The 13,007-nt window shown below is 61.6% G+C and carries 12 protein-coding genes; 6 read left to right on the top strand and 6 right to left on the bottom strand.

Annotated elements, in window-relative coordinates:
* Window positions 1-79: 79 nt before the first annotated feature.
* Window positions 80-1,072, top strand: coding sequence for a Bug family tripartite tricarboxylate transporter substrate binding protein (locus LMTR13_RS36985; RefSeq protein WP_197520974.1), 993 nt, complete (start codon window positions 80-82; stop codon window positions 1,070-1,072).
* Window positions 1,073-1,122: 50 nt separating this feature from the next.
* Here the strand turns inward: LMTR13_RS36985 and LMTR13_RS36980 are convergent, their stop codons facing one another.
* Window positions 1,123-4,191 (bottom strand): VCBS domain-containing protein, encoded by a 3,069-nt coding sequence (locus tag LMTR13_RS36980; protein WP_065732038.1) that lies wholly within the window; start codon window positions 4,189-4,191, stop codon window positions 1,123-1,125.
* Window positions 4,192-4,659: 468 nt separating this feature from the next.
* On the opposite strand from LMTR13_RS36980, the gene LMTR13_RS36975 reads away from it, so the two are divergent.
* Both LMTR13_RS36975 and LMTR13_RS36970 read left to right on the top strand, forming a co-directional pair.
* Window positions 4,660-5,316: a FecR family protein gene (locus LMTR13_RS36975; RefSeq protein WP_065732037.1), complete on the top strand. Its 657-nt coding sequence runs from the start codon at window positions 4,660-4,662 to the stop codon at window positions 5,314-5,316.
* A gap of 92 nt (window positions 5,317-5,408) precedes the next feature.
* The gene (locus tag LMTR13_RS36970; protein WP_065732036.1) at window positions 5,409-6,275 is read left to right on the top strand and encodes a tetratricopeptide repeat protein; all 867 of its coding nucleotides are present in this window, start codon (window positions 5,409-5,411) and stop codon (window positions 6,273-6,275) included.
* Between the two features lie 185 nt (window positions 6,276-6,460).
* Here the strand turns inward: LMTR13_RS36970 and LMTR13_RS36965 are convergent, their stop codons facing one another.
* Both LMTR13_RS36965 and LMTR13_RS36960 read right to left on the bottom strand, forming a co-directional pair.
* On the bottom strand, window positions 6,461-7,441 hold the full coding sequence (locus LMTR13_RS36965) for a Bug family tripartite tricarboxylate transporter substrate binding protein (protein WP_065732035.1): 981 nt from the start codon (window positions 7,439-7,441) through the stop codon (window positions 6,461-6,463).
* A 181-nt stretch (window positions 7,442-7,622) separates the two neighbouring features.
* Window positions 7,623-8,930, bottom strand: coding sequence for a glycosyltransferase family 87 protein (locus LMTR13_RS36960; protein ID WP_065732034.1), 1,308 nt, complete (start codon window positions 8,928-8,930; stop codon window positions 7,623-7,625).
* Window positions 8,931-9,200: 270 nt separating this feature from the next.
* Here LMTR13_RS36960 and LMTR13_RS36955 point away from each other — a divergent pair, with 270 nt between their 5' ends.
* On the top strand, window positions 9,201-10,466 hold the full coding sequence (locus tag LMTR13_RS36955) for a S1C family serine protease (RefSeq protein ID WP_065732033.1): 1,266 nt from the start codon (window positions 9,201-9,203) through the stop codon (window positions 10,464-10,466).
* An 83-nt stretch (window positions 10,467-10,549) separates the two neighbouring features.
* Here LMTR13_RS36955 and LMTR13_RS36950 read toward each other — a convergent pair whose 3' ends face one another.
* On the bottom strand, window positions 10,550-10,855 hold the full coding sequence (locus tag LMTR13_RS36950; protein WP_065732032.1) for a hypothetical protein: 306 nt from the start codon (window positions 10,853-10,855) through the stop codon (window positions 10,550-10,552).
* A 255-nt stretch (window positions 10,856-11,110) separates the two neighbouring features.
* Here LMTR13_RS36950 and LMTR13_RS36945 point away from each other — a divergent pair, with 255 nt between their 5' ends.
* Both LMTR13_RS36945 and LMTR13_RS36940 read left to right on the top strand, forming a co-directional pair.
* On the top strand, window positions 11,111-11,308 hold the full coding sequence (locus LMTR13_RS36945) for a hypothetical protein (protein ID WP_156795928.1): 198 nt from the start codon (window positions 11,111-11,113) through the stop codon (window positions 11,306-11,308).
* A gap of 19 nt (window positions 11,309-11,327) precedes the next feature.
* Window positions 11,328-11,597, top strand: coding sequence for a hypothetical protein (locus LMTR13_RS36940; protein ID WP_065732030.1), 270 nt, complete (start codon window positions 11,328-11,330; stop codon window positions 11,595-11,597).
* A gap of 149 nt (window positions 11,598-11,746) precedes the next feature.
* Here LMTR13_RS36940 and LMTR13_RS36935 read toward each other — a convergent pair whose 3' ends face one another.
* Together LMTR13_RS36935 and LMTR13_RS36930 are read right to left on the bottom strand one after the other, a co-directional pair.
* On the bottom strand, window positions 11,747-12,340 hold the full coding sequence (locus LMTR13_RS36935; protein ID WP_236843240.1) for a hypothetical protein: 594 nt from the start codon (window positions 12,338-12,340) through the stop codon (window positions 11,747-11,749).
* 83 nt (window positions 12,341-12,423) lie between these two features.
* Window positions 12,424-12,888 (bottom strand): Lrp/AsnC family transcriptional regulator, encoded by a 465-nt coding sequence (locus LMTR13_RS36930; RefSeq protein ID WP_065732029.1) that lies wholly within the window; start codon window positions 12,886-12,888, stop codon window positions 12,424-12,426.
* Window positions 12,889-13,007 lie beyond the last annotated feature (119 nt).

Below are 13,007 nucleotides of genomic sequence, written 5' to 3'. Positions count from 1 at the left end.
GCGACGCGGCTTCGCCAACGAGCACACGTCCGCAACAACGCGGCATGACAACAAAAGAATGACCTGGGAGGACGCCGTCTTGATCAATTTTCCCTTCAGATGCGCAATTGCAGGCGTTGGCCTCCTGGTTGCGGCGCTCTCGCCGCAGGCGCACGCGCAATCCTCCGCCAAGACGGTGACGCTGGTGGTGCCCTTTGCGGCCGGCGGCGGCACCGACACCGTCGCCCGTCTGATCGGCGAGCGGATGTCGCGCACGCTTGGCCAGACCGTGATCATCGAGAACGTGGTGGGAGGCGGTAGCACGCTGGCCAATGATCGCGTGGCCCGATCGGCACCTGACGGCACCACGATCCTCATCAATCACGTCGCGCTGCTCGCGGCACCCAGCCTGTTCACCAACCTTCGCTACGATACGAAAACGGCGTTCGAAGCAGTCGGCCTCGTCAACAATGCGCCGATGGTTCTGATTGGCCGCAAGTCGATCCCCGGCGCAGGGCCGAAGGATTTTGTGAACTGGATCAAGGCGCAGGGCGACAAGGCGAACTTCGCGCATGGCGGCCTCGGGACCAACAGTCATTTGTGCGCCGTGATGATGGGCAATGTGCTCGGCTTCAAGCCGACGGTCGCGGCCTATCGCGGATCGGCGCCGGCGATCTCCGATCTGCTGGCGGGGCAGATCGATCTTTTGTGGGACCAGGTCACCAACGCGTTGCCGCAGATCCAGGCCGGAACGCTTCACGGCATCGCCATCACCTCGCCGCAACGGCTCGAACAGTTGAAGGACGTGCCGACCACCGCCGAGCTCGGTATGCCCGAGGTCAGCTACTCGATGTGGCATGGGCTCTACGTCGCGAAGGGCACGCCCAAGGAAACCATCGGCGCGCTGAATTCGGCGCTTCGTGCAGCGCTGGCCGACCCGCCCCTGCTGGAGAAGCTGAAGCAACTCGGCACCCTGCCGTTTCCCGAAAACGAACTGTCACCCGAGGCGCACGCGCGCCTGTTCGCCAGCGACCTGACACGGGTGGCCAAGCTCGTTGAAAGCTCAGGAATCAAGGCGAGCGAAGCGAAGTAGGCGACCTTGTGCGGCGTGGAATGGCTGCGTTGAAAACAGCGCACCGTCCATCACACGATCAGATCGTGCGGCGCATGGATGCCAGCGCCGCTCCACGCATGGTCCGCATTGTTATTGAAATTGTCAAACCAGTGAGACTTCAAATTGCCGGACGAATGGTGCTTCGATGAAGTGATTTCAATCGCCTGTGCTGGCCCTGAAACCGCCGGCGGCTCGCTGGTTGGTGCGGTGTGTTCGTGGTGACCGAGCGAGGTGGGATAGTGGGCCAAGTCTGAAACATCTGGAAGCGCGGAGATCTTGTCCTCAAAGTGGAAGGAGTGCTCATGCCCATGCGTGTGCGCCGCCGCTGAATCAAATGCTACATAGGCAGTTAGCGGATCGAGGTCAGAGGCTCCATACTTGGACGCAGTATCATGCTTGCCTGGACTTTGATGGTGGCCGTGTCCGTTGCCCTTCCACAAGTGAGCATCGTCAGTGCGCCAGGCTTCCTTCGTGTGGTCGTCCCGCGGTCCGTGATCTTCGCTGCTCCACTGGACGCTGAAGTGGCTTTTAGCATTGAAAGACCACTCGGTGTGAGATGGTGGGAACCAGTCATCGCAATTCGTGCTGTGCACGCTGGTATCGATCGCCTCGGCCTGATCCAACGTGGGGCCATGGTCCGCTGATGCTGCAACATGAACCCGCTGCGGTTCGATCGATGGTCCGCTTGTCGGGGCGATCGCTTCATCGTCATTGGAGTTTGTCGTGTGTTGCGTCGGCGATTCGTCAAGGTGGGAAAAGTCGAAGCTGTCGCCGTTCCCGGCTATTCGCAACGTCCAGCTTTCGATGTTGTTCTGCGCGCCGTGGCCATCGGCCCCGTCAAGTGAAGCATCGGCGGCGAGCGTCGTGACAGCCGTGTCGGTTTCCGCCGCCGCAACCAGCTCGGGACTGATAGCCTCGGTGGCGATCACGACTGGCGCCTCCGTCGGCTCGGGGACGAAATCCGACGCCTGAATGGTTACAAGTCCTTCCAGGTGAATTTCCATCAGAGTGGAATCGCCGATATCAAGGGTCTGATCGGTCGGATTGACGTACAAAATGGTCTGATTCGTCGCGCTATCGTAGAGCCAGGCGATCGTATGTGCCGGTACGGCTGTGCTTGTGGACGTCAACGCCAGAAAGGCAAGGGCTCCGAGAGCCGTCAGGTCGATCCTGTCAGATCCCGATCTGAAATCGGTGATAACGTCGAACCGGCCTGCGCGGGAATCCGCTACGGACAAATAAACGAAACGATCCTCACCATTGCCGCCTGTGAGTTTGTCCGCGCCATATCCGCCGATGATGGTATCGCAGCCGTTGTTGGCGTTGATCGTATCGCTTCCCGAGCCTCCGTAGATCCTGTCGTCCCCGTCGTTGCCCTTGACCGTATCATCGCCGGAGCCGGCGTAGATCAGATCGCCTTTGCCGGTACCGTTGATGGTGTCATTGCCGGCACCTCCATAGATGATCTGACCATGATGACCGCCGCCCGCGATGCTGTCGCCCCTAGGGGTGCCGTAAACGTAGGGCAGATCGCAGATCACGGTCTTCCCTGTCGCCAGGTAGTCGAAATCATTGGGGTCCGCATCGCTGGCGCCATGGATCGTGATTGTTATCACTTGTTCCGTGCCATCGATGGTCGTCACCGTGAAGGTGTCGGTCAGCGTGTCGCCGTCGTCCAGCGCCTGCACCGCGCAGTTGCTGTCGTCGAGCTCGTAGGTCCACACCCCATCCGCCGTCATCGTGAAGGTGCCGTAGCCGGCATCGCTGGCCGTCGGGCAGTTGACCGCCGCAAAGCCAGGCGCGTTGTCGACATCGCTAGCGGTGAGAGTGCCGGTCGCCGTAGGCTTATCGCATTTGGCACCACTGTCCTCGGTCACTGAACCGGCCGTGGCGCCGGTAATGACGGCCGCGTCGTTGGCGCCTTTGATGGTGACCGTGACCACCTGCGCGGTGCCGTCGATGGTGGTAACTGTGAAGGTGTCGGTGAGCGTGTCACCTACGTTGAGCGCCTGCACCGTGCTGTTGCTCTGGTCGATGGAGTAGGCCCACACGCCAGCCGTCGTCATCGTGAAGGTACCGAAGCCGCGCGAGCTCGCGGTCGGAGTGCTAACCGCGGTGAAAGTATCGGGCGCATTGTCGACGTCGGCGCTGGTGAGCGTGCCGGTGGCACTCGGCGTGCCGGGCGCAGTGTTGGCGAGGCCGCTGGCCTCGATCACAGTGCCGCTGGAATTGCCGGAGATGATGGCCGCGTCGTTGGCTCCGTTGATGGCAATCGTGAAGGTTTGATTGGCCGAGAGCGTCCCGTCGGAAACGGTGATCGTGAAGTCCGTGGTCGTGGGCTCCGTGAGCGCATTGATCGCGTCATTGTCCGGAACGAACGCATAGGCGCCGGTCGCGCTGTCGACGTAAAGCGTACCGTAGGGACCAGCGTTCGATACATCGTATGTGACGCCGTCGATGACGGTGCTACCGGCGGTTCCCCCGCTGATGCCGAATGTCAGTGTAGCGTCGGCGTTGGGACTGCTGGCAAGGAAAGTGCCGCTTGTCGCGGTGAAGACGTCAAAGACACTGGTGTCGATTTCGGTCGGTCCGGCCACCGCATTCAGCGTCGGTGGCGTCGGTGGCGTCGGCGGCGGAGGCGGCAACTGTCCGATGATCATCTCCGGGGCTGATGCGAGGATCACCGCGGGCAAGGCAGGCAAATCTTGCGCCGGGGAAGAATCATCAATCTGAATGAAATTGATCGGCTGTACCGGCAGCCGCTCGAGGGGAGGCGGTGTGCTCGATCCGGTCGACCCCAGCCCCTTCTCGTAGGTCGCGAGCGCCTCCTGCTGGGCCGCCTGCAATTCGGCCATTCGTGCAGCGGAGTTCGTGCTCTCAGTTATGCTGACCGAGGACCCTTGCGGGCGTAGAATGATGGTCTGTCCAGGATCGTCGACGAGGAAGCTTCGAGGAACCACCTCCTTGGTGACCAGCTCGAATGAGCCATGTTCAAGGTCCTTGTACGTAATATTGCCGTCGTCCAGGAACGTGACGTTCGGATCGGCGGCCTTAGCCTCCTTCACAAGCGAAAAGGTCAGCGCCGTGAGCCACAGCATGCCGAATCTGCCGGCATGAGCCCGGGTTGGCGGATCGCTAACCGCGGCTTGAGCGGCAACGCAGGTTGCATGCCTGTGGGTGCCGGGACCGGCCGCGCTCTGAACGTTGCCGATGACGTGGGGAAGCGGGACCGAAGCGGCCCTGCGTTCATCCCCGGTCTCGGCGTGAGACCCGACGAGCATGGTTCGAACCCCGCCTGCCACTCACCTCGCGTGGACTGGCCGCGCCCAGCCCATGAGGTCAACAAATCGCATTGCTGCCAGCCTGGTCGGCCAGCCGCCGAGAGTTCCCGCTTCAAGCTACCCCAACCCATGACCGTTAGGCTTTAGGCTCAAAGGGAGTAATCCTTTTGAACGGGTATTAGATGGTGCCTTCCTGCCGACATCGGGTCTAATGTCGCCTTCACCGACGGTTCAAAAGGCCCGTGAACGCTCACTCGAACAAGATCTTCTCAGGAAGGGGGGATCATGTACACGCATGCGGTTGCCGTGTTGGTGATAGGTCTCCTTCTGTCGGCCGCCGGGCTTTTTGCCGGGCCAGCTCACGCGCAACGCGATGTCGCCAGGCCCGCCGTTCAGGAACTCGCGTCAAAACCAATTGGCAAAGTCGTTGTTGCCACCGGCTTGGTCACAATTGAGCGTGCGAGCGCTGTGGTCATTCAGGCAAGCACCACGGGTCAAGCCGGTCAGGCCAAGGTAGGTGATCTCGTCTATCAGGGTGATGTCGTTGCAACCGGTGCCGACGGCCGGGTTGGTATCAACTTCACCGACGGCACGTCCTTCAATCTGTCGAACAACGCGCGCATGGAATTGAACGAGTTCGTGTACGATCCAAATAGTCTGTCCAACTCCACCTTGATCAGTTTAACCAAAGGTACCGTCACCTTTGTCGCGGGCAAAGTCGCGAAGACCGGCGATATGAAAGTCGACACCCCGGTCGCGACCATGGGCGTTCGGGGCACGACGCCACGCGTCGAAATTTCGGATGATGGGACAGTCAGATTTTCGACGCTCATCGAGGAAGGCAAGCGCGGCGCGACCCGAACGCCGCCAGCGCCTGCGGCACAGCAATCCGATCAGAAGCCGTATCCAAGGTCAAAGCTGAATATCTGCCGGGGATGCTAGGCTCGTTCGCAGTGCGAGAGACTTGTCGGCCGGGGTCCAAGAATTCGGGACGACGGCCGCCGATCGCCCGTGCCAAGCTCGGAGAGCCTGACATGGAAATTGATGCAAGCAGGCGCGTCATTCAGGGCCTAGCGCCTGCTTTTGCCTTGCTGCTGCTCGGGTCGCCGGCTGCCGCGCAGAATCCCAGGAGCGACTATCTCGAGAACATTGCGTTGTGCAACGGGTCGGACCGCACGTCGTTTGCAGTCCGAATCAATGGTTGCACGGCACTCATCGACTCCGGTCAGGGTACGACGACGGCGCTTGCGATCGCCTATAACAATCGTGGCAATGGCCATACGGCAGCGGGCGACATTGACCGCGCTCTCATGGATTTCGATCAATCGATCAAGCTCGATCCGACTTATGCAAAGCCCTTCAACAACCGTGGCGCAGCTTACTTGAGGAAGGGCGAATACGACCTCGCCCTCAAATCTCTGGACGAAGCGATCAAGCTCAACCCGAATTACGCTAGAGCCTTCGTCAACCGGGCCGGGGTCTTCCTGAAAAAGCACGAATACGACCGCGCGGCGCGAGATTACGACGAGGCAATTCGTCTCGAGCCCAATCTGGAAGCCGCGTGGAGCGGACGCTGCTGGACCCGGGCCATCCTCGGCTCCTTGCAGGCGGCGCTCGAGGACTGCAACAAGGTGCTTCAGTCATGGCCGAACGACGCCGCCACCTATGACTCGCGCGGACTGATTCACTTGAAGATGGGGAAAGCTGCCGCGGCGATCGACGATTTCAGTGCCGCGCTACGCTTCGATTCCAGGCTGGCGAGTGCGTTCTATGGCCGCGGGCTTGCCAGGCTCAAGAGCGGCGATAAGGCTGGCGGCGACGCCGATATTTCCGCAGCAAAGACGCTACGGGCCGGAATCGATGACGACTTCATGCGCTATGGCGTGCGCGGCGGCAACTAGAGCGTTTTCCAGCGAAGCATGCCCTCGCACTTGATCCGTGGGCGGACACCGGTTCGCGTCAAGAAAACGCGTCAAAACAAGAATCCAGAGCCCGGTTCTGTTTCATCAGAACCGAAAAGGCTCTGGCCGGCGAGCCTGGCGCGGCGAATTCGTCATGAAACGATGCCGCGCCGAGGCTGCCCGGGCTAATCCAGCTTCACGTTCGCTTCGGTCGCGACCTTGCGCCAGCGCTCGACTTCCGACGACACCATTTTCGCGAACGCAGGACCGGCGACATCCGGCACGTCGGAGCCGTTGCGCTCCCAGGCTTCCTTGATGGCCGACGTCTGCATGGCCTTCTGCAACTCCTTGGCCATCTGCTCGACGATCGCCGGCGGCGTGTTTTTTGGTGCGAACAGGCCGTACCAGGTCGACACTTCATAGCCAGCCAAGCCTGCTTCCGCGGCGGTCGGAAGGTCGGGGAACGCGGGCACGCGTTTCGGCGCAGCGACGGCCAGTGCCCGCAACTGTCCGGCCCTGATGGGCGCGGCCGACGAGCCGAGCCCGTCGAACACAACAGGCACGTGGCCGGCGATGAGATCCTGCATCGCGGGGCCGGCCCCGCGATACGGGACGTGCTGAAGGTTGGTCTTGGTCAGAATCTTGAACAGTTCGCCCGCGAGATGATGCGTGGTGCCGGCGCCTGCGGAGCCATAGTTCAATTTGCCCGGATTGGCTTTGGCGTAGGCGATGAACTCGGCCAGCGTCTTGGCGGCGACCTTGTCTGGATTGACGACCACCACCTGCGGCGGCCGCGCAATCAGCGCCACCGCGATAAAGTCCTTTTCGATGTTGTAGTCGAGGTTGGGATAGAGCGAGGGGGCGATGGCATGGTGCGCCGCGCCCATGAAGAAGGTGTAGCCGTCGGGCGCGGCCTTGGACGCAGCGGAAGCGCCGACAGTGCCGCCGGCGCCCGCGCGGTTTTCGATCAGCACGCGCTTGCCCAATTGCGCATCGAGCTGGGCCGCCAACGGGCGGGCAAAGGCATCGGTACCGCCGCCGGCCGCGAACGGCACGATGAAGGTGATCGGCTTCTCCGGCCAAGACTGGGCTTGGGCCTGGCCGGCCACGGCGGATACCGCCGCCAGAACTGTAAACAGGGCGTACCGGACAACTCTTGACTTCACGGCATTCTCCTCCGGGTATTGCAAATTGGCGTCCGCCGGCGGCGGCGCGATTGTCGTTTTACTTCCCTGATTCCGGCTTTATTCCGGAAACGGGCAGGGCAACGAGCCCGCACCGTATGCAAGATGCCAGGCGCAATCCATCAAAATGAGCGGCAGGCCCGGGGGAAAATGGGCGGCAGCCCTAGGGGGTATAGTCGTTCCCACGGGCACCGGCACCGCTCGTTTCCCGTGCGGCCGCGCCGAAGATACTAAAAAAGGCCCCGCTATCGCGCCGGGGCGGTCGAAACCCCGGGACGAGCAAAAGCGCGATCAGTAGCACGGGAAAGAGTGGGACGATTCTGCCGACGGGAAGCAGCAAAGGCGGGCTCAGCATCGGCATCAGCCAGATCATAAACGCAAGCGTCCAGCACCACAGCGGCAGCGGAGCCTCCCGCGCCATCAACCAGAACGCCGTCGCGATCACCAGTAGCGTCGCGTCATAGGGGCCGGAATGCGGCGCGGCGAGGACGGTCGCAGCCAGAAAGACCGCCGTTTTTTCCCGCGTTCCCAACCGCGACCGGAAAGCGATGACGACGGATGCCGCTGCGCCGAGCGTCGCGAGCAATTGAACCCACGACGCCAGCCGCTCCGGTGCGCCCAGCAGAACCGCGCAGGTGTAGACACTGTGGCCCCACATGCGGCCATACTCGATCCACTTCGGATTCGGGCTGACGAGGTTTTCAAGGATGACCGGAATCCAGCGCAGCCACAGTTCCCATCCGAAAATCAATCCGCTCGCGATCATCATGGCCAGCGCGGACAGACCTGCAGCCAGGAGCGCGCGCCACTGCCCGGCCGCGACGAGCGCGATCGGCACCAGGATGCAGAATTGGGGCTTGAACGTCAGCAGCCCCAGCACCAATCCGCCGAGATAGGGACGCTGTTCGAGAAGGCCAAAGCCGCCGACGATCAGCGCTGCGATCAGAAAGACCGCCTGACCGTCGATCGCGTTGATGGCCGCTGCCGGACAAATCAGCGCGGCCAGGAGCAGAAAGCCTGACGGCAGGGTGTTTCCCGCACTCGCTCGCAGCGCGACCGCCAGCAGCGCGCCGGTTGCGATCTGAAACGCCACATAGGAGCCGAAGAATCCCAGTGGCGCGAACGGCAGCAGGATCAGCAGGAAACTCGGCGGATAGGCCCATGGCCGGAATTCCAGCGGCTTGGAAAGCCAGCCTGCGAACGTCGTGTTGAGGAAGTCGGTGAAGCGATCGCCGTCGAAGATCAGCAGCGCATTGCCGTCGAGGACCGAGCGGATCGCGCCGTAGAAGACCATCCAGTCGGTGCCAAGCGTGTTGTAGTCGAGCCCGATCTTGCCCGGATATGGAATGGTCGTGAAGAGATTGAGCCAGACGTAGAACGACATTGCCAGGCCGGGGATCAGCACCACGGCGGGCGGACGCAGCGCAGCCGTCTGGTTGAAATCAACGCCACCGTTGGCCAAGTCCATCATTTGACCTGCTGAGAGATTGAGTTGCCTGTTACGGGGAGGCGAATCGGCTTCGATCTTACGCCGACCGAAATGATGTGCCGAATGATCCGGCAAAGACCTTAACAAAGTGGACTTGTGCAGCTCGGCCGCCTGCGGCTGCAGCGTGTCTGTCGCCGATGGCGAACCCAACGCTCGCTCCCCGGAGAGGAAATTTTGGTCTCCCGCGCCAGTCCAAATGGACACTGGTTGCAAAGCCAAATATGCTCGCCTTGCGAATGTGGGGAAGTGCCGATGACGTGCCGTGTTGCTGCGGTTGCAGCTTTGTTGTGGTCGATTTTTGCCAATTCGAACGCAGAGGCGCGTGGGCCCTATGGCTCGATCAGCGTCGGCAACTGGAAGGGCGGGGCCTATACCAACGATCAGACCGGATCGTTCTCGCATTGTGCGGCAGGCGCCCAATACGCCAGCGGCGTCTATTTTGTCGTGATGATCGACGGCAATAGCGGATGGAGCCTCGGCTTCATGCACGAACAATGGAGGCTGACGACCGGGCAGGCGTTTCCGCTGACCCTGACATTCGATGGTCAGCAACCGTTCAACGTTCATGGCGTCCCGATCGCCGACAAGCTGGTTCGCGTGCCGATGCCGAACAATTCCGCGCTCATCAGCCAGTTCCGGCGGGCCAAGGCCATGACCGCCTATACGCAGGGACAGCTCTTCCAGTTCAACCTCGACCAGACCGGCCAGCTATTGCCGGTATTGGCCAATTGCGTCGCCAAGATCAGGCAATCGGGACTGGCCAGTGCCGGCGATTTTTCGGTCCTGCCCGCCGCCAAGCCAGTCGCCGCAGCGGCGACGGCGGAGTCCGCGCCGGCCAAGCCCGACAGACTGTTCGACCAGACCGGCACCGGCTTCCTGGTGAGCACGAACGGACATCTCGTGACCAATGCCCATGTCGTGCACGGATGCGTCGGCGACATTTCGGGCAATCTGTCCGGCGAGGCGCCCGCCAAATTGCGCCTGGTATCGAGCGACGAGACCAATGATCTGGCGCTGCTGCAGGTGACGGGCTCGTTCAAGGACGTCGCCAAAATCCGCGACAAGGCGATCCAGTCCGGCGACAGCGTGATCGCGATCGGCTATCCCTTTCATGGGTTGCTGACATCCGATTTCACGGTGACGACCGGGATCGTGAGCTCGCTCAGCGGCCTCCTGAACGATACGCGCTTCCTGCAGATCAGTGCTGCCGTTCAACCCGGCAACAGCGGCGGGCCGCTATTGGCATCAAGCGGCGATGTGGTCGGCGTGGTCGCGGCGAAACTGAATGCCATCAAGTTCGCGAGGGCCACGGGCAATATTCCCGAGAACATCAATTTCGCCATCAAGACGGGCGCCTTGCGGGATTTCCTCGACAACAGCGTGGTGCCGTATCAGATCTCGGACGCTAAGGCCGAGTTGAAGACCGCCGAAATCGCCCGCAATGCGCGGGCGTTTACGTTCTTGATTTCCTGCAAGGCGAAGGCAAAGGCAAAGGAGAAAGAGACGGCAAAGAATTAGCCGGTCCTTCCGGATTTCACGATCGCGCGCCTGACGCCGCTCGGCCGACCGCAGGTCTACCGACCAACGAGCGGGCAAAAGAACTATCGCGAATTGCCGCGGCCATGCGCCGTCTGGGCGTTCCAGGCGCTCCAGCTCACGCTGGCGAGGCTTCGCTGGTCGGTCGCCAGCGGCCGCCGGGTCTGCCGCTCATAGGCAGCGATGATGTGCTGCGACTGACGGATTTTCTGCTCGAGTTCGGCAATCGTCTTCTGGGTCTTGCCGGTCCTGCTCGATTGAGCGGGCTCGCCCACCATGAACCTCGAGGTCTCGATGCTCTTCAAGGTCTCGCGAAGCTTCTTGAGCTGGGCGCGGTGCCACGCAATGGCGCTGTCACTGTCTACCGGCATGCAAACCCTCCTGATTCGCTGCCGAATCTAGCACGCATGGGGCAAGTTCGGCCAAGGGGGGCCAAGCGAGGGCCATTGGGGGCCCACCGGTTTCGCAGGGCGGGGGGCGTCGCTTCCCGATTTCGACCCTTTTTTGCCATCGAAGCGACCGCGGGCGAGCCTTCTAACAACAAACTTGCATGGCGATCTGTAGTCAGCGCGGTCCCTCTTATCGTCCTGGCGGCTGAATGCCGGCCCGGCGCAATGGAGCGTGCGATGAGCGAAGTTGAGTTCGATCGAATTGTCGATGCGGTGCGGAAGGAAATCGCGCTGGCACCGACGGTGAACTCGTTGACGAGGCTGCGGGCTTCCGACGGACGAGCGAAGACCGCCGGCGACAAGCCAGCGTCCCGGCGCCACGCTTCCTTCGCCAGGATTCGTCACATCGGCGAAGGGCGCAAGCGATACAGGTGAAGCGACACAGGGTGATGCGATGGAACGATCGGTGTTCGAAGTCGTGAAGGCGCCGCTGGGCTGGTCGGTGTTTGCCGATAACGTCAAGATCGGCGGCGTCTACGATTCGCGGGGCGCCGCCCTCGAGGCCGCCGTACTGGCCGCCTCCTATACCGTCAGCGACGGCGGCGGCGTTCAGATCAACGTGCCCGGCGCGGAGGAAGAAAAGCCGAGGTGGGCGATCGCGTTTGATATCGCAGCCGCCATCCTGCCGACGCGGAGCGGGCGCGAGCGAAGCGGGTCACGGTAAAGCCGGTGTTGAAGGCAATCGTTGGACTTTGTTTGACGAACCGCCTCCATTCCCTTGAGGGGATTTTCAATTTGGGCTGAGCTTGTCCGCGCAGGCTTGAGCGATGTGTGGATCGACACTGCCGCCGTCGGTTTTCCGCCGGCGGCCTTTCATTTTACGTCGTCGAACGGCGACACCGCGGGACTGCCGACACGCATACGCTTGATGCGGCGCACCGCCATCGGCGCGCCGTCGGACTGGTATTGCAATTCGTATTTCTTGCCGTTCCGGTCGACGGCGGTGCAGGAGATAGAGGAAAGCTCAAGCGTCACGAAGTTTCCGACCTGCTTGCAGAGGCCAGCGCTCGATTCGACCGCCGGCACCGGCAGACCGTCAGCCTTCGGCCTGTCCTTGGTTTTCAGCAGCATCCGGTCGATCGGCAATTCGTATAGATTGGCCTCTGGCCTCCGCCCGTTGTCGCCGGAGAAGGTGATGATGTGGCTGTCATCGCCGGGGTCGTCGAGGGCGACGGTAAAATTCGCCCTGCCTTCTTCCGTCTGGAAGAACGCAACCGCCCGGCAGGCAAAATCGCGTCCCGCCACTTTAAGCGTGCTGCATTTGCCGGACATCATAGCAAAAATGACGGTATCGGGCTCTTGCCGGTGAAGTTCGTCCGAGGCAAAGGCCGGCATTGCAATGAAAATGGTGGCGAGAGCGAAAGCTCGCCGGCAAATGTTCATGGTCATGCCCGGTTGATAGGGCATGACGGGCTGCGTGACCAGAGTCTCGCCAGGTTCCGGTAAGCCCATCCGAACAAGATGGCCCCGTCTTGCAGTGCCGAACACTTTCAGAAATCGAGCGGCGCGTTGTCGACGACCTCCTTCATGACGAAGAAGGTCCGGGTCTGACGGACGCCTGGCAGCGCGATCAGCTGTTCGCCATGGATGCGGTTGAAATCCTCCATGTCGCCGACGCGGATCTTGAGGAAATAGTCGAAATCGCCCGCCACCAGATGGCAATCGAGCACGAATTTGAGTTGTGCGATCGCCCGCTCGAAGGCCGCAAAGCTTTCCGGCGTGGAGCGGTCGAGCACGACACCGACCATGACGAGTGCACCCTTGCCGACCTTGCGCGGCGCTACCAACGCCCTGACCCCTGCTATGAACCCCTCGTCGAACAGGCGCTGGGTGCGGCGGTGACAGGTCGCGGCGCTGACACCGGCCATTTCGGCCAGCTCGGCATTGGTCAACCGGCCGCCATTCTGCAGCAATCGCAATATCTTAAGGTCGATACGGTCGAGCCTGCCGGCCATGAAAGATTACTCCGTACTTCCGCCGAATAGCGGTAAATAGTGCAACATCATACCAAAATGGTGCAAGAACAGTGCGATCTTTGCCTCAATTTTGAAAACACCTATCTGAAGCGCGATGA

The organism is Bradyrhizobium icense (assembly GCF_001693385.1).
GTDB classification, from domain to species: Bacteria; Pseudomonadota; Alphaproteobacteria; order Rhizobiales; family Xanthobacteraceae; genus Bradyrhizobium; species Bradyrhizobium icense.
This window is presented reverse-complemented; position numbering and strand designations above follow the sequence as displayed.

Bases quoted from the DNA above. Each gene is read 5' to 3' on its own strand.
- LMTR13_RS36980 (WP_065732038.1), bottom strand. From the start codon at position 4,191: ATGCTGTGGCTCACGGCGCTGACCTTTTCGCTTGTGAAGGAGGCTAAG.
- LMTR13_RS36975 (WP_065732037.1), top strand. From the start codon at position 4,660: ATGTACACGCATGCGGTTGCCGTGTTGGTGATAGGTCTCCTTCTGTCG.
- LMTR13_RS36970 (WP_065732036.1), top strand. From the start codon at position 5,409: ATGGAAATTGATGCAAGCAGGCGCGTCATTCAGGGCCTAGCGCCTGCT.
- LMTR13_RS36960 (WP_065732034.1), bottom strand. From the start codon at position 8,930: ATGATGGACTTGGCCAACGGTGGCGTTGATTTCAACCAGACGGCTGCG.
- LMTR13_RS36955 (WP_065732033.1), top strand. From the start codon at position 9,201: ATGACGTGCCGTGTTGCTGCGGTTGCAGCTTTGTTGTGGTCGATTTTT.
- LMTR13_RS36950 (WP_065732032.1), bottom strand. From the start codon at position 10,855: ATGCCGGTAGACAGTGACAGCGCCATTGCGTGGCACCGCGCCCAGCTC.
- LMTR13_RS36945 (WP_156795928.1), top strand. From the start codon at position 11,111: ATGAGCGAAGTTGAGTTCGATCGAATTGTCGATGCGGTGCGGAAGGAA.
- LMTR13_RS36940 (WP_065732030.1), top strand. From the start codon at position 11,328: ATGGAACGATCGGTGTTCGAAGTCGTGAAGGCGCCGCTGGGCTGGTCG.
- LMTR13_RS36935 (WP_236843240.1), bottom strand. From the start codon at position 12,340: ATGCCCTATCAACCGGGCATGACCATGAACATTTGCCGGCGAGCTTTC.
- LMTR13_RS36930 (WP_065732029.1), bottom strand. From the start codon at position 12,888: ATGGCCGGCAGGCTCGACCGTATCGACCTTAAGATATTGCGATTGCTG.